18 protein-coding genes are annotated in these 20,653 nt (G+C 59.4%); 9 read left to right on the top strand and 9 right to left on the bottom strand.

Annotated elements, in window-relative coordinates:
* The first annotated feature begins 258 nt into the window (after positions 1 to 258).
* The 5 genes from IG168_RS01725 to IG168_RS01745 all read left to right on the top strand — a co-directional run bounded on the left by IG168_RS01725 (position 259) and on the right by IG168_RS01745 (position 4,072).
* Positions 259 to 1,149: a DUF6662 family protein gene (locus IG168_RS01725; protein WP_193161405.1), complete on the top strand. Its 891-nt coding sequence runs from the start codon at positions 259 to 261 to the stop codon at positions 1,147 to 1,149.
* A gap of 11 nt (positions 1,150 to 1,160) precedes the next feature.
* Complete coding sequence (locus IG168_RS01730; RefSeq protein WP_193161406.1) at positions 1,161 to 1,703, top strand: FMN-binding protein; 543 nt, start codon at positions 1,161 to 1,163, stop codon at positions 1,701 to 1,703.
* A gap of 37 nt (positions 1,704 to 1,740) precedes the next feature.
* Positions 1,741 to 2,586, top strand: coding sequence for an FAD:protein FMN transferase (locus IG168_RS01735; RefSeq protein ID WP_193161407.1), 846 nt, complete (start codon positions 1,741 to 1,743; stop codon positions 2,584 to 2,586).
* A 12-nt stretch (positions 2,587 to 2,598) separates the two neighbouring features.
* The gene (locus IG168_RS01740; protein WP_193161408.1) at positions 2,599 to 3,057 is read left to right on the top strand and encodes a hypothetical protein; all 459 of its coding nucleotides are present in this window, start codon (positions 2,599 to 2,601) and stop codon (positions 3,055 to 3,057) included.
* A gap of 313 nt (positions 3,058 to 3,370) precedes the next feature.
* Entirely contained in the window at positions 3,371 to 4,072 is a 702-nt protein-coding gene (locus tag IG168_RS01745) for a hypothetical protein (protein ID WP_193161409.1), read from the top strand.
* Positions 4,073 to 4,131: 59 nt separating this feature from the next.
* Here the strand turns inward: IG168_RS01745 and IG168_RS01750 are convergent, their stop codons facing one another.
* The 3 genes from IG168_RS01750 to IG168_RS01760 form a co-directional block, all read right to left on the bottom strand.
* Positions 4,132 to 6,600, bottom strand: coding sequence for a Lon protease family protein (locus IG168_RS01750; RefSeq protein ID WP_193161410.1), 2,469 nt, complete (start codon positions 6,598 to 6,600; stop codon positions 4,132 to 4,134).
* Positions 6,601 to 6,690: 90 nt separating this feature from the next.
* Positions 6,691 to 7,890, bottom strand: a complete 1,200-nt coding sequence (locus IG168_RS01755) for a pyridoxal phosphate-dependent aminotransferase (protein ID WP_193161411.1) — start codon at positions 7,888 to 7,890, stop codon at positions 6,691 to 6,693.
* Positions 7,887 to 9,323, bottom strand: coding sequence for an amidase (locus IG168_RS01760; RefSeq protein ID WP_193161412.1), 1,437 nt, complete (start codon positions 9,321 to 9,323; stop codon positions 7,887 to 7,889). The genes IG168_RS01755 and IG168_RS01760 overlap by 4 nt, the downstream gene beginning before the upstream one ends.
* Positions 9,324 to 9,596: 273 nt before the next feature.
* Here IG168_RS01760 and IG168_RS01765 point away from each other — a divergent pair, with 273 nt between their 5' ends.
* A complete protein-coding gene (locus IG168_RS01765) occupies positions 9,597 to 10,223 on the top strand; it encodes a DUF2799 domain-containing protein (RefSeq protein WP_193161413.1) in 627 nt (208 codons plus the stop codon).
* Between the two features lie 71 nt (positions 10,224 to 10,294).
* On the opposite strand, the gene IG168_RS01770 is transcribed toward IG168_RS01765, so the two are convergent.
* From IG168_RS01770 to arfB, 3 genes are all read right to left on the bottom strand, one after another.
* Positions 10,295 to 10,696 carry a GFA family protein gene (locus IG168_RS01770; RefSeq protein WP_193161414.1) on the bottom strand — a complete coding sequence of 134 codons (402 nt, stop codon included), beginning with the start codon at positions 10,694 to 10,696 and terminating at the stop codon, positions 10,295 to 10,297.
* Positions 10,697 to 10,712: 16 nt separating this feature from the next.
* On the bottom strand, positions 10,713 to 11,765 hold the full coding sequence (locus tag IG168_RS01775; protein WP_193161415.1) for an Ldh family oxidoreductase: 1,053 nt from the start codon (positions 11,763 to 11,765) through the stop codon (positions 10,713 to 10,715).
* 169 nt (positions 11,766 to 11,934) lie between these two features.
* Positions 11,935 to 12,351: an alternative ribosome rescue aminoacyl-tRNA hydrolase ArfB gene (arfB, locus tag IG168_RS01780; RefSeq protein WP_193161416.1), complete on the bottom strand. Its 417-nt coding sequence runs from the start codon at positions 12,349 to 12,351 to the stop codon at positions 11,935 to 11,937.
* A gap of 112 nt (positions 12,352 to 12,463) precedes the next feature.
* On the opposite strand from arfB, the gene IG168_RS01785 reads away from it, so the two are divergent.
* The 3 genes from IG168_RS01785 to IG168_RS01795 are packed head-to-tail and all read left to right on the top strand — an operon-like array spanning position 12,464 to position 17,074.
* Positions 12,464 to 14,467, top strand: a complete 2,004-nt coding sequence (locus IG168_RS01785) for a BCCT family transporter (RefSeq protein WP_193161417.1) — start codon at positions 12,464 to 12,466, stop codon at positions 14,465 to 14,467.
* A gap of 34 nt (positions 14,468 to 14,501) precedes the next feature.
* Positions 14,502 to 16,493 carry a BCCT family transporter gene (locus IG168_RS01790; protein WP_193161418.1) on the top strand — a complete coding sequence of 664 codons (1,992 nt, stop codon included), beginning with the start codon at positions 14,502 to 14,504 and terminating at the stop codon, positions 16,491 to 16,493.
* Between the two features lie 53 nt (positions 16,494 to 16,546).
* Positions 16,547 to 17,074, top strand: coding sequence for a GNAT family N-acetyltransferase (locus IG168_RS01795; RefSeq protein WP_193161419.1), 528 nt, complete (start codon positions 16,547 to 16,549; stop codon positions 17,072 to 17,074).
* A 105-nt stretch (positions 17,075 to 17,179) separates the two neighbouring features.
* Here IG168_RS01795 and IG168_RS01800 read toward each other — a convergent pair whose 3' ends face one another.
* The 3 genes from IG168_RS01800 to IG168_RS01810 form a co-directional block, all read right to left on the bottom strand.
* Complete coding sequence (locus tag IG168_RS01800; RefSeq protein WP_193161420.1) at positions 17,180 to 18,886, bottom strand: sodium:solute symporter family protein; 1,707 nt, start codon at positions 18,884 to 18,886, stop codon at positions 17,180 to 17,182.
* Between the two features lie 9 nt (positions 18,887 to 18,895).
* Positions 18,896 to 19,213 carry a DUF4212 domain-containing protein gene (locus IG168_RS01805; RefSeq protein ID WP_193161421.1) on the bottom strand — a complete coding sequence of 106 codons (318 nt, stop codon included), beginning with the start codon at positions 19,211 to 19,213 and terminating at the stop codon, positions 18,896 to 18,898.
* A gap of 77 nt (positions 19,214 to 19,290) precedes the next feature.
* A complete protein-coding gene (locus tag IG168_RS01810; RefSeq protein WP_226876407.1) occupies positions 19,291 to 20,622 on the bottom strand; it encodes a DcaP family trimeric outer membrane transporter in 1,332 nt (443 codons plus the stop codon).
* Positions 20,623 to 20,653: the final 31 nt, after the last annotated feature.

Genomic DNA, 20,653 nt, shown 5'->3' on the forward strand with positions numbered 1-20,653 from the left:
CCCAGCCCCAAACACCAACACCGACGCCGCCCTAAATAGCGACGCGAACCGGCCGCCCCATTACACGGCAGACCCGCGCGATCGGCGCACCCGGATAGGGCGAGCAAACCGCAATGTGCAACGCCGGTGACGGATAGCTCCGCTAATCGCGGATAGTCATTTACGGCAACATAAATGATAACGGTTTGCATTACTCTTAGCGGCCAACTAAAATCCGCCGCACATAACGACACCACCTGTCTTCTCTTGGGGAACACGATGAATCAGTTAAGCCGCCTTTCTGCGCTCGGCGCAATCCTGGCCACTTTTACTGCACCGGCCACGGCCGATGAAAACCTGTTCGGCAGCGTCAAGGGTGCCGAAACCATGCCCGAGGGCAGCTGGGAGGTCTACCAGATCTTCACCGATCGCAGCGACAAGGGCACCGGCGACTACCGCGCCCTCGACAGCACCACAGAAGTGGAATACGGCGTCAGCAACAAATTCACCGTCGGCGCCGGTCTCAAGGCCATAGCGGTGGAGTCCAAGGGTCTGCTGGTAGACGGCTACATCCCCGGCGACTACAAGCGCGACCTGAGCGTGGCGGGCTTCGAAGCCACGGCAAAATACAACTTCCTGAGCCCGGCGCTGGATGATTTCGGCCTGTCCGGCTTCTGGGAGTTCGACTATATGAGCATCGATCCCCACTCCGGCCGCGACAAGGACACCCTCTCGCTGGAGTCTGCTCTGCTGGCGCAGAAATACCTGTTGGAAGGCCAGCTGATCTGGGTCGGCAACCTGTCCATGGAAGGCACCTACGCCAAGCGCGGTGAGATTAACAACCTGCCGGCAGGCTTCGAGTGGCCCACCGATCCGGAAATGGAGCTCGAATTCAAGCTGGGCTCTGGTGTGAGCTACCGCTTCGCCCCCAACTGGTTCGTGGGCGCGGAAATCAACTACGAGACCGAGTTCGAGACAGAAGTCGGACAGGAGCGCTGGTCCGTATTCGCCGGCCCCAACCTGCACTACGCCACCGCCAACTGGTGGGCCACCCTGTCCTGGATGCCACAGCTCGAGGGCGGCGGCGAAATGATTATCGAGGGCGACGACCTGCACCTGATCGAAAAGACCAAGAGCGAAGCGCGCCTGAAACTCGGTTACAACTTCTAAGCGAAACAGTGATGAAACACGAAATGCTGCTCGGCGCGCTGTTGCCGATGACCGCCCTGGTAGCCCCGGCCTACTCTGCTGACTACCTGACGGTGGAGCAGGCCCAGCGCCAGTTTTTCCCCAACGCCAGCCAGTTTGTCGACAGCACGCTGGATCTCGACGACGACCAGCGCGACCAGATCAAGGAACGCGCCGGCACCCGCCAGCGCCGCGACAACCAGCGGGTGTGGCGCGCCGAGCAGGAGGGCAAGAACCTCGGCTGGATGTTCGTCGACGATGTCATCGGCAAACACGAGTTCATCACTTACGCGCTGGCGGTTTCCCCCGCCGGCGAAGTCTTGGGTGTGGAAATCCTCAGCTACCGCGAGACCCACGGCGGCGAAGTACGTGAAGCCAGCTGGCGCGACCAGTTCAATGGCAAGACCCTCGACGACACCATCCGCCTGGGCAAGGATGTATCCAATATCAGCGGCGCTACCCTGTCCTGCCGCAATGTCACCGACGGCGTGCGCCGGCTGCTGAATATCTGGGATCTCTACCTGAAACATGCCTGACTCCCAAGCTGTCGGGCAGGGCGCGCAGACAAAACGTATGCGTCCCCTGCTCGGTACCTTTGTTGAAATCGCCGCAGGCGCCGTTAAAACAGCCGCTGGCGCTGTCGAAGCGACGGCGGCCGATCGCGGTACCCGTGCCGAAGCCGCGATTCAGAGCGCCTTCGACGCCATCGCCAACATCCACGCGCTGGCCAGCTTCCAGCAGGCGGACAGCGAGCTCTCGCGCCTGAACGCCTCCCCCGGCCAATGGCTCCCCGTATCCCGCCACACGCTGCGTCTGCTCAGGCTGGCCCGTGCCATGACGGCAGCCAGCGATCACCTGTTCAATTGCACCCTCGGCGGTGCCGTCATCGCCCGCGGCGCCCTGCCCGACCACGGCGGCGACTATTTAAAGATCGGCTGCGCCGACGATATTGAACTGGAGGCGGGCCGCGCGCGGTTGGCGCGCCCGGTGCGGATCACCCTCGACGGTATCGCCAAGGGCTACGCCGTGGATTGCGCCATTGCCGCACTCAAGTGCGCCGGTGTCTCGTCCGGCTGGATCAACGCCGGTGGCGACCTCCGTGTCTTCGGCGACATGGCCCTGCCAGTATCCCAGCGCCGCGTCGACGGCAGCACGCGTTCCCTCGGTGCACTGCAAAATGCCGCGCTGGCCACTTCGTGCGCCGGTGGCGGTGTCGATGCCGACGTTCCCGGCCTCATCCTCGGCCCGGAAACTGCGGATGCAGATAGTGCCGCGGGAATTGGAAAGCCAGCAACCTTTAGCGTAATCTCGCGCTTCGCCTGGCGCGCCGACGCCCTGACCAAGGTCGCAGCGCTGGCGCCGGCCAGTGAGCGCGCAGAACGGGTCGCCCGGCTGGGTGGACTGCTGATCGAAGAATAAGGGTTGGAAAAAATGCGTCGCTTGAGCGGATATCCGCGCTGGTTTTACGCCGCACTGATGATTGTCGTTACCGCACTGGTCGCCAGCGGCATACTGCTGCTGCCGAATATGATCGAACTGCGGCTGGATATGGACGCGCCCGTGCATCTCTCCGGCAGCCTGCGCCTCGCCAGCGCCGCCGCCCACAGTTTCACCGCCTTTCTCGCCATCGGCGTGGTCGGCGCCTTGGCCACGGTACATATGCGTGTGGGCTGGAACCGCAAGCAGAACCGCAAGAGCGGTATCTCACTACTCGCGTTGTTTTTCTTCCTGCTCGCGTCGGCGGTGGGGATCTACTATTTCGGCGATATGGATCTGAGCCGCTTGTCCAGTCTCAGTCACAGCCTTGTCGGGTTGGTACTGGTGCTACTGTTTGCATGGCACGCAGTGGTTGGGCGGCGGATCCGGTTGCAAAAGCGCCGCGGTCGATAAACGGCCGGCGCATAAAATACCCGCGCAGACTTGCGGCAACTGGAATTTACTGCAACACCCAACGTTTTACTGTGCCTCGAATTTTTACTGCACCGCAACGCTGCCCGATGGCGCCTCTGTAAACAAATCGCCCGCCCGCATTATGCGCCAGCAAAAAAAGCGCTTTTCGGGGATTTTTTCTCGGCAATTAATTAGTATTGCCATCTGCTCAGGCGGATTCCTGAGCCCCGCCGACGTCTAGCAAGCATTCAGACCGACGAACATAACCGCGCTCGGCCTGCAACCGGCCCTGATCTTCTACAAGGATAGTGATATGAGCTTGGATAGCCTCACTGGATCGGCATTGATCCGTCTCGTTATTGCCCGGCAGATGAAAAACAGCCTCAAGGCGCAAGGACATGGCAAGTTGTGGCGCATGGTGCACGGCTTGTCAGAAAGCAAACTGTTAAAAAAACGCGTCCTGATATCCAACGATTTCTATTCCGAGGACCCCTTTACCTGTTGGTGGCTGTTCCTCAACAAACCCACCACCGCCAACGACATCATCATTAAGGAAGTCCAAGGCATCCTGATGGCACATGCGATGGGTGGTGTCGCCAACGCCATGGGAGGGCAGGTCAGATCGGTTCACGAGGCTTGCAGCCAGCTGTCCAATACCCACAAGGCGATGGGCGTGGCGAAACAGACCGTGTCGGCAAAAGCAATGGCCAACAAGACGTACAACAAACTGAATGATGCCTGGCAGGCCGGTGTATGGAGTGCGGCAAAGGGCACAGCCCAGGAATTCTCGCTGGGGTTTGACCAGATGCTACTCGGCGGCTGCGCGCATATTGAAAAGAACGGCAAAGACCTCGAAATCAATCTCCGCACCTGGAACAACAAAAGTGACATGCTGTCTTTCATGAACTTCGCGGAGAGCAAAGGCCGCTATTCAGAAGCGAGCCGAAAGTATACCCGCGGACTGTGTAGCGAGATTAAATATCGCTATGACGCGCGATTTGGTACTTTGGTGTAATTCAAAAAGTACCAAGTTGATACAGCCCCCACAAAACCACAGGGATTCTCTACAGGGACTCAATAGCGGTCCCGATCCGGCTTTTTCTCCCTGTTCTCGGCAACGGGTGCAGGAGGTAGTATTTCCGCCTCCAGTTCCCGCCGTAACAGTCGCGTGCGGGTTTCCTCCAAAATGCGCAAACGCTGCTGCACCTTGCCGTTAAAAGACTGCTCCGGAAATGATCCATCCTCGCTGGGGCTACCGGCCTCCAGCCCGGTCAACAGCGCCAGGGCCTCGTCCACTTCCGCCACGGCGTAGACGGAAAACTGTTGCGCCCGTACCGCTGCGACCACTTCGTCTTTCAGCATCAGATGTTGGATATTGGACGCAGGAATAATAACTCCCTGGTGACCGTCCAGGCCACGGGCCTGGCACAGCTCAAAAAAGCCCTCGATCTTCTCGTTGACGCCACCGATCGCCTGTACTTTGCCCAGCTGGTTCACCGATCCGGTCACCGCAAACCCCTGGCGCAGCGGCACCTGCGCAATCGCCGACAGCAGCGCACAGAGTTCAGCCAGGGAGGCACTATCGCCGTCGACGGGGCCGTAGGACTGTTCGAACACCAGGCTCGCGGACAGTGACAGCGGCGCGGACGGCGCATAGCAGTTGGCGAGAAAGGCGCTCAAGATCAACACACCCTTGGAGTGCAGCGGGCCGCCCAGTTCGGTCTCGCGTTCGATGTCCACCATCTTGCCGCTGCCGAGGCGCGCGGTGGCGGTAATGCGTGAGGGGCGGCCGAATGCAGTGTCGCCGAGCTGGATCACAGAGAGGCCGTTGACCTGCGCCACCTGTTCGCCGGCGGTATCGATCATCAGGATGTCACGCTCCACCGCTTCCTGCATACGCTCCTGTAATTGGCGCTGCCGGTATTCGCGCTTTTCTATCGCTTTCTGTACATGTTCAGGCCTTATCCGGTTGTCGCCCTCGCGATGACACCAGTAATCCGCTTCTCGCAACAGGTCGGCGAGCCGCTCGCGGTGCAGTGACAGCTTTTGTGCATCCGCAGAGACTCGCGCCGCCTGCTCCACTACCCTGGCGACGGCATCCGCTGACAGGGGCCGCAACTTCTCCCCGTGGGCCAAGGCATCGATCCACCGGGCGTAAGCAGCCACACTGTCACAGTCTCGGGCGATATCTTCTGAGAGATCGGCGTAGACCTTGAACAGCCGACTGAACTCCGGGTCGTGCGCTTTTAGCAGATGATAGATCCAGCGTTCGCCGACCAGGACCACATTCAGATGGAGAGGTATAGGTTCCGGCTCGAGGCTGCTGGTGGACAACAGCCCCAGCTGCAGTTCCAGCGGCTGTATACGGATTTCGCGGGAGCGCAGGGCGCGCTTGAGTGTCTCCCAGACATAGGGCGTCATCAGCAGTCGGTGCGCATCCAGTATCAGGCAGCCGCCATTGGCGCGGTGCAGAGCACCGCCCTTGACCAAGCTGAAGTTAGTGAACAGGGTGCCCATCTGCGATTCGTATTCGATACGTCCGAGCAGGTTGTGGTAGTTGGGATTGTCCTCATAAACCACGGGTGCGCCGTCGGCGCCGCCGTTGTCCACAACAATATTGACCCGGAATCGGGTGAACTCCGGCGCGCGGATCAGTTTGCCAAGGGCAATGCCCTCTTTATCGCCGCGCTCGCCGGCAGCGCGAAAGTCGTCGGCATTCTGGATAACTTCCCGCTTGATATTTTCGATAAACGCCTGCACCGGTTTCGAGCCCAGATAGCGCCGGCGCAACCAGTCGATACGCTCATCGAGGGTTAGGTGCATGAACTCATCATCCAGCTGCTTCAGCTCTTCCGCCAACCGCTCGTGCCAGCGCAGCACCTGCCCCAGAGTATCCCTGAGATCGGCATTGACCTGATCAATCAGTTCCTTGAGGTGCTGCTGCTCCTCTTCGGGCAACTTGGCAAATTCCTCTACGCTGATGAAATCGTCATCTCGCAATGGTCCGATGGTGTAACCGGAGTGGGTGCGCACCAAACCAATACCCAGCGCTTTGGCGCGCTCCACCAGCTCGTCGAACGCGTGCTCCTCGCGCTCCTCCACAGCCTGCTTGAGTGCGTCATGGCGCGCGCGGTACTCCTCGCTCCGGAAGGTATCGGGAATCGATGTCAGTAGGTGCTCGAGCAGGTCGTCGATGTCGTGCTGCAGCTGACGCGCAGTACCGGCAGGTAGCATCAGAGCCCGGGGACGGTGCTCGAATTCAAAGTTGTGGATATAGCAGAGATCACTCGCCGCCTCCTGCTGCCTGGCCCAGGCATCGACCTGCCGCCGGGCCATGTCGTGCCGACCCAGCCCCACCGAACCGGCGACATAGAGGTTGTAACCGTCTTGCGGCATTTCGACGGCGAATTCCAGCGCCTCCAGGGCGCGCGTCTGGCCTAGCGGCAGGCGTTCGATATCCCGCTCAGTTTCGGCCTTACCCGGCAGCCAATCCAACGGGCAGTGCCAATACAACTGATCCGGCGACAAGGGATCTGGATTCATGGGTGCATCTGACCTGAAATTTCCGACACGCGCGCCGTAGGCGCGACCGGCTATCGCTGCTTTACGGTCGCCGGTAATCCAGTTTAGGACTCACCCGAAATCCTGCTTCGCCATCCACGGAATTATCCGCTCGAAGGCTTTCTCGATCTGCTCGATGGAAGTGGCATAACTGAACCGCAACGCATTGCGGCAGGATTCGCCGAACGTATCCCCGGCGATGGTACAGACACCGGTCTCGCGCAGCATCCGCAGCGCGACATTGTTGCCGTTGATCCCTTCCGGCAGTGACGGGAACAGATAGAAGGCGCCTTCCGGCATATAGCCTTCCAGGAAAGGGGTCTGCTCCACCAACTCCACCAGGCGGTTGCGGCGCTTTCTGTAGGTTTCGATGATGCTGTCGATAAAGGTCCGGTCACCTTTCAGGGCCGCCACGCCGGCCCACTGACACGGAGTGTTGGCGACGGTGGTGGTGAACATGTGATAGCGGCGCAATTTGCGGATGGCGCCCTGGCTGGCGATCAACCAGCCGATGCGCATGCCGGCCATGCTGAAGGTCTTGGAGAAACTGCTGATGATCATGACATGATCCAGATCCGAGCAGCAGGATAAAACCCCGGCATAGTCGCGGTTGTCGTACACCAGGTGATCGTAGACTTCGTCGCTGATGACATAAATCCCCCGGTAGGCCGCCTCCTGCACGATGGTTTCCACCGTTTCACGCGGATAGACAGTGCCGGTGGGATTGCTCGGCGAGTTCAGCACAATCGCGTGAGTATTGCTGTCGATCGCGTCGATGACTTCCTGCGGATCCAGCTGGTGATTGTTTTCCGCGCGTGTCGGTATATGGCGTACCTCGCCGCCGTTCATGCGAATCAGCGGCGCATACAGCATGAACGAGGGGTCCGCGACGATAAACTCCCTCCCCGGTGCCGATACCGCCGTCAGCGCCAGGTAGATGGCCTCGGTGGCACCGGTGGTGACGAGAATATTCTCCGGTGAAATCTCGCGGCCGTAGCGCTCGCCATTGTATTCGGCCAGCGCGTCGAGCAGTTCCGGCAGGCCCGCGTCCATGGTGTAACCCGTCTGCCCCGCCTGCAGTGCATCAACCGCGGCCTGAATCACATGGGGCGGTGCCGGCGCATCCGGCTGGCCGATGGACAGATGAATCACATCGTCCATGGTTGCTGCGAGATTGACCATCTTGCGGATCCCCGGCACCGGGATTGTCAACAGCGCCGGATTCCAGACCGGATCTTCGGATTCGTAGAAATCAAAATCCACCCGGCTCACGCCTTCTCTCCCTGGGCAGCGTAAAACAGTTCCGGTCGCTTGTCGGTCAGCGGTGCCGCGAGCTGGTAAGCCTGACCCGCACGCAACACCAGCGCGTCCTCATAGCGGCGGCCCACCAGCTGCAGCCCGATCGGCAGGCCATCGCTGGAAAAACCGCAGGGCACCGACAGCGCTGGCTGCCCGGTGAGGTTGAACGGGTAGGTAAACGGCGTCCACGATGGCCAGCGCGTGCTGGGCCAGTCTTCCGGCACTTCGCGGCCCGCTTTGAATGCGGTAATCGGCAGCGTTGGCGTCAACAGCAGGTCGTACTTGCGGTGGAAGCTGGCCATGCGCTCGCACAGCGCCATCCGCTCGTTGACCGCCGCCAGATAATCCAGCATCGACAACTGCGACGCTTTTTCGGCAACGGCTACCAGCTGTGGATCCATCAACGCGCGCTGGCGCTTGCCGATACTGCGCAGTGCATTGGCGGCGCCGCCATAAAACAGATGGCCGAATTCCGCCATCGGATCATCGAATCCCGGCGCGACCTCCACCAGCTCTGCCCCCAGGGATTGCAACAGATGGGCCGCCTTGCGCACCGATTCCTCTACTTCGCGCTCGACCTGCACATAGCCGAGCGTCGCACTGTAGGCGATGCGCAGTCCTTTCAGCAGCTCACCCGGCTCGCCGGCGATGGCTTCCTGGTAATCGATATTGCGGCGGGGAATGGCATTGGTATCGCGGCTGTCCGCTTCGGTGAGGACGTTCATCAGCAGCGCGCAGTCCGCGACGGTCCAACTCATCGGACCCGCGTGCGCCAGCGTGCCGAAGGGACTGGCGGGCCAGTGGGGCACTTCGCCGAAGCTCGGCTTCAGGCCGACAAGTCCGCAGAACCCCGCGGGAATCCGGATGGAGCCACCGGCATCGGTACCCAGTGCCAGCGGACCCATGCCGAGCGGCACGGCCGCGGCACTGCCACCGCTGGAACCACCGGAGGTTTTGTCCTGGTTCCACGGGTTGCGGGTGACGCCGTCAATGGGATTGTCGGTGACCCCTTTCCAGCCGAATTCCGGCGTCGTTGTCTTGCCGAGCGGCACATACCCATTGCGAGTCAGCGCGGCTATGGCCGGCGCCTCCTTGCCAATAGTGGAATTCGGAACAATGGTCTTCGACCCCTTGAGTGTCGGCCACATGGGCGTCAGGAAGACGTCCTTGATGGCCACCGGCACTCCGTCGAGCAGTCCCCGGGTTGCTCCACTGGTATAGCGCTGCTCCGATTCCCGCGCATATGCCAGCGTGGTCTCCTCATCGACCAGGCAATAGGCATTCACCGCAGGATTGCAGCGTTCGATCTGGCGCAACAGCGACTGGGTGACTTCGACCGGAGAAAAAGACTTATCTTGATAACCTTGCAATAGCTCCGCGGCTGTCATGCGGACGAAATCATTCATCGGCTAATCCTCTTCTTCTCGGTTTATCTCCCTATCGTAGTACTAACCTGCGCCGAATCCGTCAGATTGGGGTGGACTGAAACGCCCCGATTGCGTTACTGGGGCCTGCGCCGCAGTCATACGGCAGCGGAAGCTCCACCGCTTCAGGTATCCCGGTCACCAAAAAATTGTGACGAAAGTCTCAAATAAGCAGTGTTGTCTTCAGGAACCAGTCAGCTTGAATGCGATAATTTCGCCAAACAACAAACGACTAACGCGTGACAGGAATTCGCAGTGAAATCGATCGACAAGAAGTTAGCCATCGCAGCCCTAGCGGTACTGGTCAGCAGCTGTGCCAGCATGAGCGAAGAAGAATGTATGGTGGCAGACTGGCACGCCCTCGGTTTTGAGGACGGTGCCGCCGGACAACAGATAGCGCAGCTCTCCCGCCGACGCCAGGCCTGTGCAGAACACGGAGTGCGTCCGGATACCGAGGCCTACCGGGCCGGCCGCAGTGAAGGATTGAGGCTGTACTGCACCGAACAGCGCGGATTTCGCCTGGGACGTGCCGGAGGCGGGTATAGCGGCGTATGCCCGGCCAATCTGGAAGAGCAGTTCATGCCGGCCTACCAGGCGGGCCGCGATATCTTCCTGGCACAGCAGGCAGTCAATCAGGTCGCCAATGCTATCGACAAGAGCCATGCCGAGCGCGAACACCTGCTCGACGACATCACCGGCATGAGCGCGGAGCTGATCGACGACGAAACCACCGCTGAAGAGCGTATCACCCTGCTGACCGACATCAAGCGCGCGCAGGAACGCCGCGGCGCACTGAAGGCGGAGATCCGGGATCTGGAGCAGGAACTCACCCTGCGCGAAGCGGAATTCCACCAGGTCGAACTGAGTTCACCCTATCGCTAGCGCACACGCCCCTTGCCAATCCGAGGCCGCTTTACGCGGCCTTTTTCTTTTCCACCTTTTTCCGCCCCGCGTTACTCGGCGCGATCACTGGGGTGATTGATACCATCGCTGGTCGGGACCTCGCCGAGATCAAACGGATTGACACCTTCCAGACACGCGACGTTGACACCATATTCCCGCGGGTTGGAGCGGCGCTGGTGGTGGGTGTAAATGCCACAGTTGCGGCAGAAATAGTGTTTCGCGGTGCGGGTATTGAACTGGTAGAGGGCTAACTGCTCCGCTCCCGCAACCACCTGGAGCGCGTCAAGCGGCACAGTGGCGGCGATGGCGCCGCGGCGCCGGCACAGGGAGCAATCACAGCGGCGCGGATCGACAATGCCACGCGGCAGTTGCAACTCTAGCTGCACGGCACCGCAGTGGCAGGCGGCGCGGTGCAGCGGTTGGATGACGGTGTTGCCCACTTGTTTGATCACAACCCCTCCCACTTTTTTAGATAGGCTTTGGCAGTGCAACACCCAGCCGTTCTGCCCAGGGGGCCAAGTCCTGCATGATCGATGGATAGAGTTCGACGCCCTCTTCGAGCTGGCGCGCCCGCGCCGCCCAGGCACGCTGGCCCGGAACCCGTACTGGCGCATCGCTATCGCTGCGGCTCTGTTCCCACAGGTTGCACAGCGCCACTGTCTGCCGCAGGAAATCGGCGCGCGGACCGAAGGCCTGGGGATCGATGACCTGCAGGAATACAGAGTTGGCCTCGTCGTCGCCCGCAGCTTCCGCATCGCCGCGGCCGTAGCCGCCGAGTGCCATGGAGAGAATTTCCAGCATGGCGCTGAGCGCAGCCCCTTTGTAGCCGTGATCGGCGCCCCCCACCGGCAGAATGCTGCCGCCGTTTTCAAACGCAGCTGGGTCGTCGGACAGGTTGCCGTCGCGATCCTTAAGGCAGGGTTGCGGAAGTTTTTTCCCCTCGCGCTTTGCCCTCGACACATAGCCGCCGGCAGTCACTGACATACTGATATCAAACAGCAGCGGATAGTCTCCGGCGGGCGCGGCAAAAGCCAGCGGATTGGCGGAAAACAATGGATCGCGCCCGCCCTGGGGGGAGACGGTATTTTCCGCCGGCGTGGAGCACGTCAGAATCGCTACATAGCCGGCTTCGACAATCTGTGGCAGATAGGCGGCCAGGCAGGCGATATGCTGGCTGCGGCGGATGGTCGCGCTGACGACACCGTGTTCCGCCACCCGCTGCAGGGCCTGCTCGATCGCACTGGTGAGTACCCAAGGGCCGGGCAGGAAATCCGCATCCCAATTGAAGCAGTTGCCGCGGTCTGACAGCACCCGCACATCCCCCTCCCGGCGCGACTCACCATCGAGTAGCCAGCGCAGGTTGCTGCCCACGCGGTTCATGCCGTGCGTGGTAAAGCCGAGCAGGTCCGCCTGCAAGAATACCTCGGCCATAACCGCGGCTCTGTCTTTCTCGAGACCAGCCTGCTGGAACAGTTCAGTGGCAAACTGCGTTAACTGGGTAGCGCTGTAGCGCTCGGCCATAAAGACTCCTTTTCGCTGAACGTTTACATCTTGCCTAAAAAAGAAGGGTCATTCCCTAAGTCATTGTTGCCCGCACAATACAGTGGCATATACGCAGGCCGGATGCTGATTCTCGGACGCACATCGACCCGCGATCGGGCAATGCAATGCAGCGCTACCGCGCTGCCGATCAATGGTCGCTGACTTTTCCGCGCAATGCCTTGACCTGTCCACGCTTGGTTTTACTCTGCAAGCGTCGCTCCTTGGCGCCCCTACTGGGTTTGGTGGGTACGCGCTTTTTCTTTCTCCTACCCGCCTTTGCGATCAATTCCGCCAGTCGCGCCAGCGCGTCCTCACGGTTTTTCTCCTGGGTACGGAAACGCTGGGCCTTGATGACGATGATGCCATCACTGGAAACCCGCTGGTCGCTCAACGCCAGCAGGCGCTGCTTGAGTTCATCGGGCAGTGACGAGGCGCGGATATCAAAACGCAGGTGAATCGCACTGGAAACCTTATTGACATTCTGTCCGCCGGCGCCCTGGGCGCGCACGGCACTCATCTCGATTTCTGCAAGGGGCAGTGACAGATTGTTAGAAATTCTAATCATGAAAAGTCAGCTGTTTATCAGTCAAATGACTATATGGGAATATTGTCTATGCTAGTTGCAGTAGGCGCGAATTTTAACCCGCGAAAAAGCGATATACCGGTGGTTAATTGCAATGAACCCAGAAACTCACAATTCCAAGGGCCACTTTAACCCCCCGGTCTTCTATATTTCCACCGGGGTATTGCTGTTACTGGTGGCCTATGCCGTCCTCTTTGCCGAAGATGCCACCACACGCTTCAAGGCGCTGCAGGCCGCTATCGTCACCAACATGAGCTGGTACTACGTGCTAGTTGTGGCCATCATCCTGCTCAGCGTAGTGTTTATCGCCATCTCGCGCTTTGGCGAAATCAAGCTTGGTCCGGAACATGCAGAACCGGACTACGACTACCGGTCCTGGTTTGCGATGCTGTTTTCCGCCGGCATGGGGATTGGCTTGCTGTTTTTTGGCGTAGCCGAGCCGGTCATGCACTATCTCTCGCCGCCGGTGGGCGAAACCGGCAATGCGGCAGCCGCGCGCCAGGCCATGGTGCTGACCTTTTTTCACTGGGGCTTTCACGCCTGGTCCATCTACGCGATCGTCGCGCTGATTCTCGCCTACTTCAGTTACCGCCACAAATTGCCGCTGACCCTGCGTTCAGCACTCTACCCGATGATTGGTGAACGCATCTACGGGCCCATTGGCAACGCGGTGGATATCTTTGCCATTGTCGGCACCGTCTGCGGCGTGGCGACTACGCTCGGATACGGCGTGCTGCAGATCAATTCCGGCCTCAATTTCCTGTTCGGCGTGCCGGTTGGCAACACCACTCAGGTAATTTTAATTATCGTTACCACCATTCTGGCGACCATTTCCGTCGTGATGGGACTCGACGTCGGCATCAAGCGGCTTTCCCAGCTCAATATGGGGTTGGCCGGCCTGCTTTTACTGATGGTGCTACTGCTCGGCAGTACTGTCTACCTTTTACAGGCGCTGGTGCAGAACTTCGGCAGCTACCTGTCGGTACTGGTCAACAAGACGTTTAACCTCTACGCCTATCAACCCACCGACTGGCTGGGCGGCTGGACGATCCTGTACTGGGGCTGGTGGATGTCCTGGTCGCCATTCGTCGGCCTGTTTATCGCCCGGATTTCCCGCGGGCGCACCATTCGCGAATTCGTTATTGGCGCCATGATGGTACCCGCTGCCGTGACATTGATGTGGATGACGTTCTTCGGCAATTCGGCCATCCATATGATTCTGGATCAAGGGCTTACCTCTCTGGGCGAAGCGGTCAGCAAAGATCAGTCGCTGGCCCTGTTTCAGTTCCTGGAACAGTTCCCGTTCTCCAACTTATTTTCGTTTGTCGCGGTGATCATGGTCGTGGTGTTCTTCGTGACTTCGGCAGATTCGGGCGCACTGGTCGTCAATATGCTCGCGTCCCACGGTCGCGACGATACCCCGCGCTGGCAGCAGGTCTTCTGGTGCGCCCTGATCGGGGTGGTCGCGATCGCCCTACTGCTCGCCGGTGGACTCGCATCGCTGCAAACGGCGGTGATCGCCAGCGCACTGCCATTTTCCGTCATTCTCCTGACTGCCATTTACGGTCTGTTCAAGGCCCTGCGCACCGATACCGCCAAACGCGAGGCCCAGGCTGCGCCGGTAGCACCCATTACTGCGCGCAATCCTGTCGTCTGGCAGCGGCGCCTGAAGAATCTCATCCAGTTGCCGTCGCTGGAAGAGGTGCGCGAATACATTGCCGATGTCGGCGAGCCGGCGCTGCGTGAATTCGCGCAGGAAATGCAGAAAAATGGCTACGCGACCAAGGTATCACGTGGCGATAACAGCTATGTATATCTTGAAATTTTCCAGGGGGAAGAAGTCGACTTTCTCTATGGGCTGCACCCCAAGGCACATCTCAAGCCCAATGCAAACCTGACAGAGCACGCGGACTTCGCCGACCAGGAACTCGATGACACCAGCGACGACGGCGCGGAAGACAAATATTTTCGGGCCGAGGTGCACCTGCAGGAAGGCGGGCAGGACTACGACGTAATGGGCTGGACCGCGGATCAGCTGTTGACCGATATCCTCACGCAGTACGAACGCCACCTGCAGTTCCTGCATACACTCCGGTAAACCGCGCTTCGTTTTATTCATTCGAGGCTGACCGATGAAACAAAACACGCCCGCAGAGACCGGCAAAGCCCGCTTCGATCCACCGGTATTCTATAGCTCCACAGCCATCCTGTTGCTATTGGTTGCCTATGCGGTGTTTTTCCCCGAAGACGCTACGCAGCGGTTCAAATCTCTGCAATCGGCGATTGTCGACTACATGGGCTGGTATTACATCCTGATTGTGGCGATCCTGCTGATTACTGTCGTACTGATCAGCCTGTCGCGCTACGGGGATATTAAGCTCGGACCGGAGCACGCCAAGCCCGACTACAGTTTTGGCTCCTGGCTGGCCATGCTGTTTTCTGCCGGTATCGGCATCGGTCTGCTTTTTTTCGGTGTGGCGGAACCGGTAATGCACTACCTCAATCCGCCCGATGCGGACCCGGGCACCGTGGAAGCCGCACGCGATGCCATGGTTCTGAGTATCTTCCACTGGGGATTTCATGTCTGGGCAATTTTCGCCGGCGTGGCGCTGATTCTCGGCTATTTCAGTTACCGCCACAATCTGCCACTGACCCTGCGCTCAGCTCTCTACCCATTGATCGGCGAACGCATTCACGGGCCGATTGGTCACGCCATCGATGTTTTTGCCATTGTGAGTACCGTATGCGGTGTCGCCACCACACTCGGCTTTGGCGTGCTGCAGATGAACTCCGGCCTCAATCACCTGTTCGGGGTGCCTGTCACTAACGGAGTGCAGGTCATTCTCATCGCCGTCACTACGGCGGTCGCAACCATATCTGTGGTAGTGGGGCTGGACGCCGGCATCAAACGTCTGTCGCAGCTCAACATGGGGCTGGCCGCTCTACTGATGTTAACCATCCTATTCCTCGGCAGCACCGTCTATCTGTTCCAGGCATTTGTCCAGAACCTGGGCAGTTACCTGACGGTTCTCGTTGACCGCACCTTCAAACTCTATGCCTATGCACCTACCGACTGGATCGGTGGCTGGACCATTTTCTACTGGGGCTGGTGTCTGTCCTGGTCACCGTTCGTGGGGCTGTTTATCGCGCGCATTTCCCGTGGCCGCACCATCCGCGAGTTTATTATCGGCACCCTGCTGATGCCGACCATGATCACCATTTTGTGGTTGACGGTGTTCGGGAATACCGCGATCCGCCTGATTCGCGACCAGGGGCTGCAATCATTGGCGGATATCATTGAGAAAGACCAGTCACTGGCCCTGTTTCAGTTTCTGGAGCAGTTTCCCTTTTCCGAGGCGCTGTCACTGCTGGCCATAGTGCTAGTGGTTATTTTTTTCGTGACCTCGGCCGATTCCGGCGCGATGGTGATGAACATGCTGTCCTCTCACGGCCGCGACGACACCCCACTGTGGCAGCGCATTTACTGGTCCGCCATCGTCGGTGTGGTGGCCATCGCGCTACTGCTGGCCGGCGGCCTGGCCTCACTGCAGACGGCGGCCATCACCAGCGCCCTGCCCTTTTCCATCATTCTGCTGGCGGCGCTGTATGGACTGATCAAAGCGCTGCGTACCGACTCCGCCAAACGCGATGCCCAGAGCGCCACGGTGGCACCAATCAGCGCGCGCAATCCGGTGTCTTGGGAACGCCGGTTAAAGAACCTGGTGCAGCTTCCATCCTTGCAGGAAGTACACGACTATATCGGCGAGACCGCGCTGCCGGCCATGCACGACTTCGCTGCTCAGGGAGAACGTAATGGTCTCGTAACGAAAGTCAGCGAGGGGGAAAACCGCTCAGTGCGCCTCTCTGTCTCCCAGGGGGAGGAACTGGATTTTGTCTACAGTATCTTTCCCAAGGCGCACCTAAAGCCCACCGCCAGCAACGCCGATGCCGAACTGGATGATACCCACGATGACGGCTCGCCCGACAAATACTTCCGCGCAGAAGTACACCTGAGCGAGGGCGGCCAGGATTACGATGTCATGGGCTGGACGCGGGATCAGCTGCTGACGGACATTCTCAGCCAGTACGAGCGACACCTGCAATTTCTACACAGCCTGCGCTGACAAGCCCGGCCAGTCCCGGCAGAATAGTACTTTTGCACTGGGATAAGATCGCCATGGATACACTGCAGACCGAACGCCTGACATTGCGGGAATTGAGCGAACAGGATGCTCCCCTGATGCTGGCGGTGCTGACGGACCCGGATTTCGTGCGCAATGTCGGCGATCGCGGCGTTCACACCGAAGACGATGCGCGCCGCTATATTGTCGACGGCCCTATCGCCATGTACCGCCAGTACGACTTCGGCATGTACCGGGTAGAGCTGAAAGACGGCACGGCAGTCGGCCTCTGCGGCCTGGTCAAGCGCGACGGCCTGGAAGATGTGGATATCGGCTTCGCCTTCCTGCCGCGATTCCGCGGCCAGGGCTATGCCCTGGAAGCGGCTCAGGCCGTGATGGCGTATGGCCGCGGCACCATCGGATTGAAGCGTATCGTGGCCATTGCCCGACCGGACAATCTCCCCTCCGTGCAACTTCTGGAAAAGCTCGGTATGCAGGCGGAACGACATATCAAACTACCGAAAGACGATACAGAGCTGGTGCTGATGGGCTGGGATGCGGATTCCGCAAAAGATGAGCAATAAAAAAGGCGGGGACACGCTTGAGGGAGCGAGCGCCTCGCCAAGGATGAAACTTTAAGTGACGGCCTGGGGCAGCGTTACGCTGCCCCAACCGCAAGCAGTGACAACTCAGTGTGCGCTGGCCTCACCGGCCCCTTTCGGGAAGCGGATATTAGCCACCAGCTCCTGTACATCTTTCGGTGCGTCGGAAGTGAAACGCGCTACCGCGCTCGCCACGACAAAGTTCAGGATCATGCCCAGGGTACCGATGCCCTCAGGAGAGATACCGAACCACCAGTTATCCGGCGTATTGGCCGCGGGATTGATGAACTTGAAGTAGATGATATAGAGCGCGGTAAAGGTGATACCGGAGATCATGCCCGCGATCGCCCCTTCCTTGTTCATGCGCTTGCTGAAAATCCCGAGAATAATCGCCGGGAAGAAGGACGACGCTGCGAGCCCGAAAGCGAACGCCACTACCTGTGCCACAAAGCCCGGTGGATTGATTCCCAGATAACCCGCGATACAGATGGCCACCGCCGATGCGGCCCGTGCATAACGCAGTTCCTGCCTGTCGGTGATATGGGGCATCAGGTTGCGTTTGAGCAGGTCGTGGGAGATCGAGGTCGAGATTACCAGTAACAGGCCAGCCGAGGTGGACAGCGCCGCGGCAATACCACCGGCCGCAACCAGCGCGATCACCCAGGCCGGCAGGTCGGCAATTTCCGGGTTGGCCAGCACCATGATGTCGCGGTCGATTTTCATCTCGTTGCGCTCATCGCCGGAATAGAACATCTTGCCGTCACCGTTCTTGTCCTCCCACGAGATGAGGCCGGTGCTCTCCCAGTTGCTGATCCAGCTAGGCGCTTGCTCATAGGAAGTACCCTGCGCATCCGGGCCGTTGATGGTGTCAATCATATTCACCCGGGCGAAGGTGGCGATTGCCGGCGCCGTGGTGTAGAGCAAGGCAATAAACAGCAGCGCCCAGCCGGCGGACTTTCGCGCGTCGCGCACTTTCGGCACGGTGAAGAAACGCACGATCACGTGCGGCAGACCGGCAGTACCGACCATCAGTGCGGCCGTGATAAAGAAGACATCGATGGTGCTCTTGGTCCCCGAGGTGTACTCCGCAAAACCGAGCTCTGTAGACAGCCCATCGAGCTTATCCAGTAAATAGGTGCCGGATCCGTCATTCAGCTCCGCACCAAAACCGATCTGCGGAATGACGTGCCCGGTCATCATGATGGAAATAAAAATGGCCGGTACCAGGTAGGCACAGATAAGCACGCAGTACTGGGCGACCTGGGTGTAGGTGATGCCTTTCATACCCCCGAGCACCGCGTAGAAGAACACGATCGCCATGCCGATGATGACCCCGGTGGTAATATCTACCTCCAGGAAGCGCGAGAACACCACGCCGACACCGCGCATCTGCCCGGCCACATAAGTAAAGCAGACAAACACCGCACAGATCACCGCCACGGTACGCGCAGTATTCGAGTAGTAGCGGTCGCCGATAAACGCGGGCACCGTGAACTTGCCGAATTTGCGCAGGTAAGGTGCCAGACACAGCGCCAGCAGCACATAGCCGCCGGTCCAGCCCATCAGGTAGACGGCGCCGTCATAGCCCATAAAGCTGATCAGGCCGGCCATGGAAATAAACGAGGCCGCGGACATCCAGTCCGCCGCAGTGGCCATGCCGTTGGCCACCGGATTGACGCCGCCACCGGCAACGTAGAAGTCGTGGGTCGATCCGGCACGGGACCAGATCGCGATAGCGATGTACAGCGCAAAGGTCGCGCCGACGATCAGGAAAGTAAGGGTTTGGATATCCATGATCTGCTCCTATTGGCCGAACTCTTCTTCGAGTGCTTCTTCAAACTCTTCCGGTTCTTCGTGATCCTCGTGCACGTTGTACTTGCGATCGAGCTGGTTCATCTTGTGCACGTACACGACGATCAGCGCCAGGAATACGTAAATGGAACCCTGCTGGGCAAACCAGAAGCCAAGCTTGAAGCCGCCGAGGCGAATCGCGTTGAGTTCATCGACCAGCAGGACGCCACAACCGAAGGAAACTGCAAACCAGATGACCAACAACGTCAGCATCAGGCGCAAGTTTTCCTTCCAGTAATCGTCCGCGTGTTGTTCGCTTTCGAAACTCATCTTTCTATCTCCCAAAAAAATTATTAAGAGTTATTATCGGTTTATTTGGAGCGCCCAATCGGGCACTCCGGGAGTCGCTAGAACACATACTTTACCGAAAACTGCAGACGTTGCAGCTCTCCCTCGTCATCGGCCAAAGCACCGCTGGTGTTTTCCACGGCTTTGCTGGCGAGAATATACTCGCCACCCAGGGTCATTTTCGGGATCGGCGAATAGAGCAGATTCAGCTGCATACTCTGGTAAGCCGACGCGGTCATATCGGAGACACTATCCGGATTGTCTGCTTGGGAGGCGGATAGCACCAGGTTGCTGCGCCACTCATCACTCCAGAAATGGCGCAGGGCGACAAAGCCTCCGCTCTGGTCGATCAGGTCAATGCCGCCATCGGCTTCGATGATTCCCGCGCGGTAACCGTTGAGCCCCATATAGCGACCGAGTGCGTTACCGGAGCTCAGCATAAAACGGATATCGTCACGGCCCAGCTGGTACTTGCCGGACACGCTGATCGCATAACCGCGAACCGATTCGGTGTCCGCGCCAGTATCGTAGGACAGCTCGCGGCTCATGGAAGCCACCGAGTAGCTGAAATCCCCGGCACTGTTGTTGTAGCGCAGCACCAGGTCCGGTGTGCTGCTGTCGTCGTAGGGGTTTTCACTGCCCCCGATGTCCAGGGGATCGTACAGCGTAGTCGACGGGTTCTCCGTGGCCAGCTGGAAACTGCCACTGCCCAATCTGCGCGTGTAGCGCAACTGCGGCTGGCGTTCGAAAATGGTGCCCACGGGGCCGACAAAATCCATCCCTTCCGGCAGCGCACCGACATTGAAGAAGGTGGACCAGGTCTGGCCCGCGAGCAGGCTGTTGCGGTCGTCCATCTGCCAGTCGACATAGGCGTGGCGCAGGCGCTGGGCATAGGAGTTGCTGATGCGCTCGTCACCCTGGCCGCTGGCCATCGCATCGATTTCCAGGTGCGTGTTCACCTGTCCCCCCGCCACCGCGGTGTGACTCTTGATAAACAGGCGCGAAGACTTGGCGTGAGATTGGAACTTGGTATCGCCACCTTCGCCGCCGATCGGGATGGTGGACGGCACCAGGAAGTCCTCGCCGATACCGGCAGTCGCGGCGTTGCCATCGGAATAGTCACTGAACATACTGTCCAGTTTCATAAAGCCACCGATCTCTATCTGCGTGCCCTGTGGTTGCTGTGGTGGCTCTGGATTATCAACCACCGCACGGCGCTGCTGCGCTGCCTCAGCGGCAAGCCTGTCCACTTGCGCCTGCAGCTCATCGATACGCAGCTGCAGTTCCTCGGTGTTGGTCTGCGCCGCCGCAGAGAGCGGTACCAGACTGGTCATCATCACTGAAAACAGGCCCGCGGCGGTGCGGGCGGATTTTATTCTTGTAAGCGACATAAGCTCCCTCCGAGCGCTAATTGTCGAAATA

The organism is Microbulbifer hainanensis (genome assembly GCF_014904735.1).
GTDB classification, from domain to species: Bacteria; Pseudomonadota; Gammaproteobacteria; order Pseudomonadales; family Cellvibrionaceae; genus Microbulbifer; species Microbulbifer hainanensis.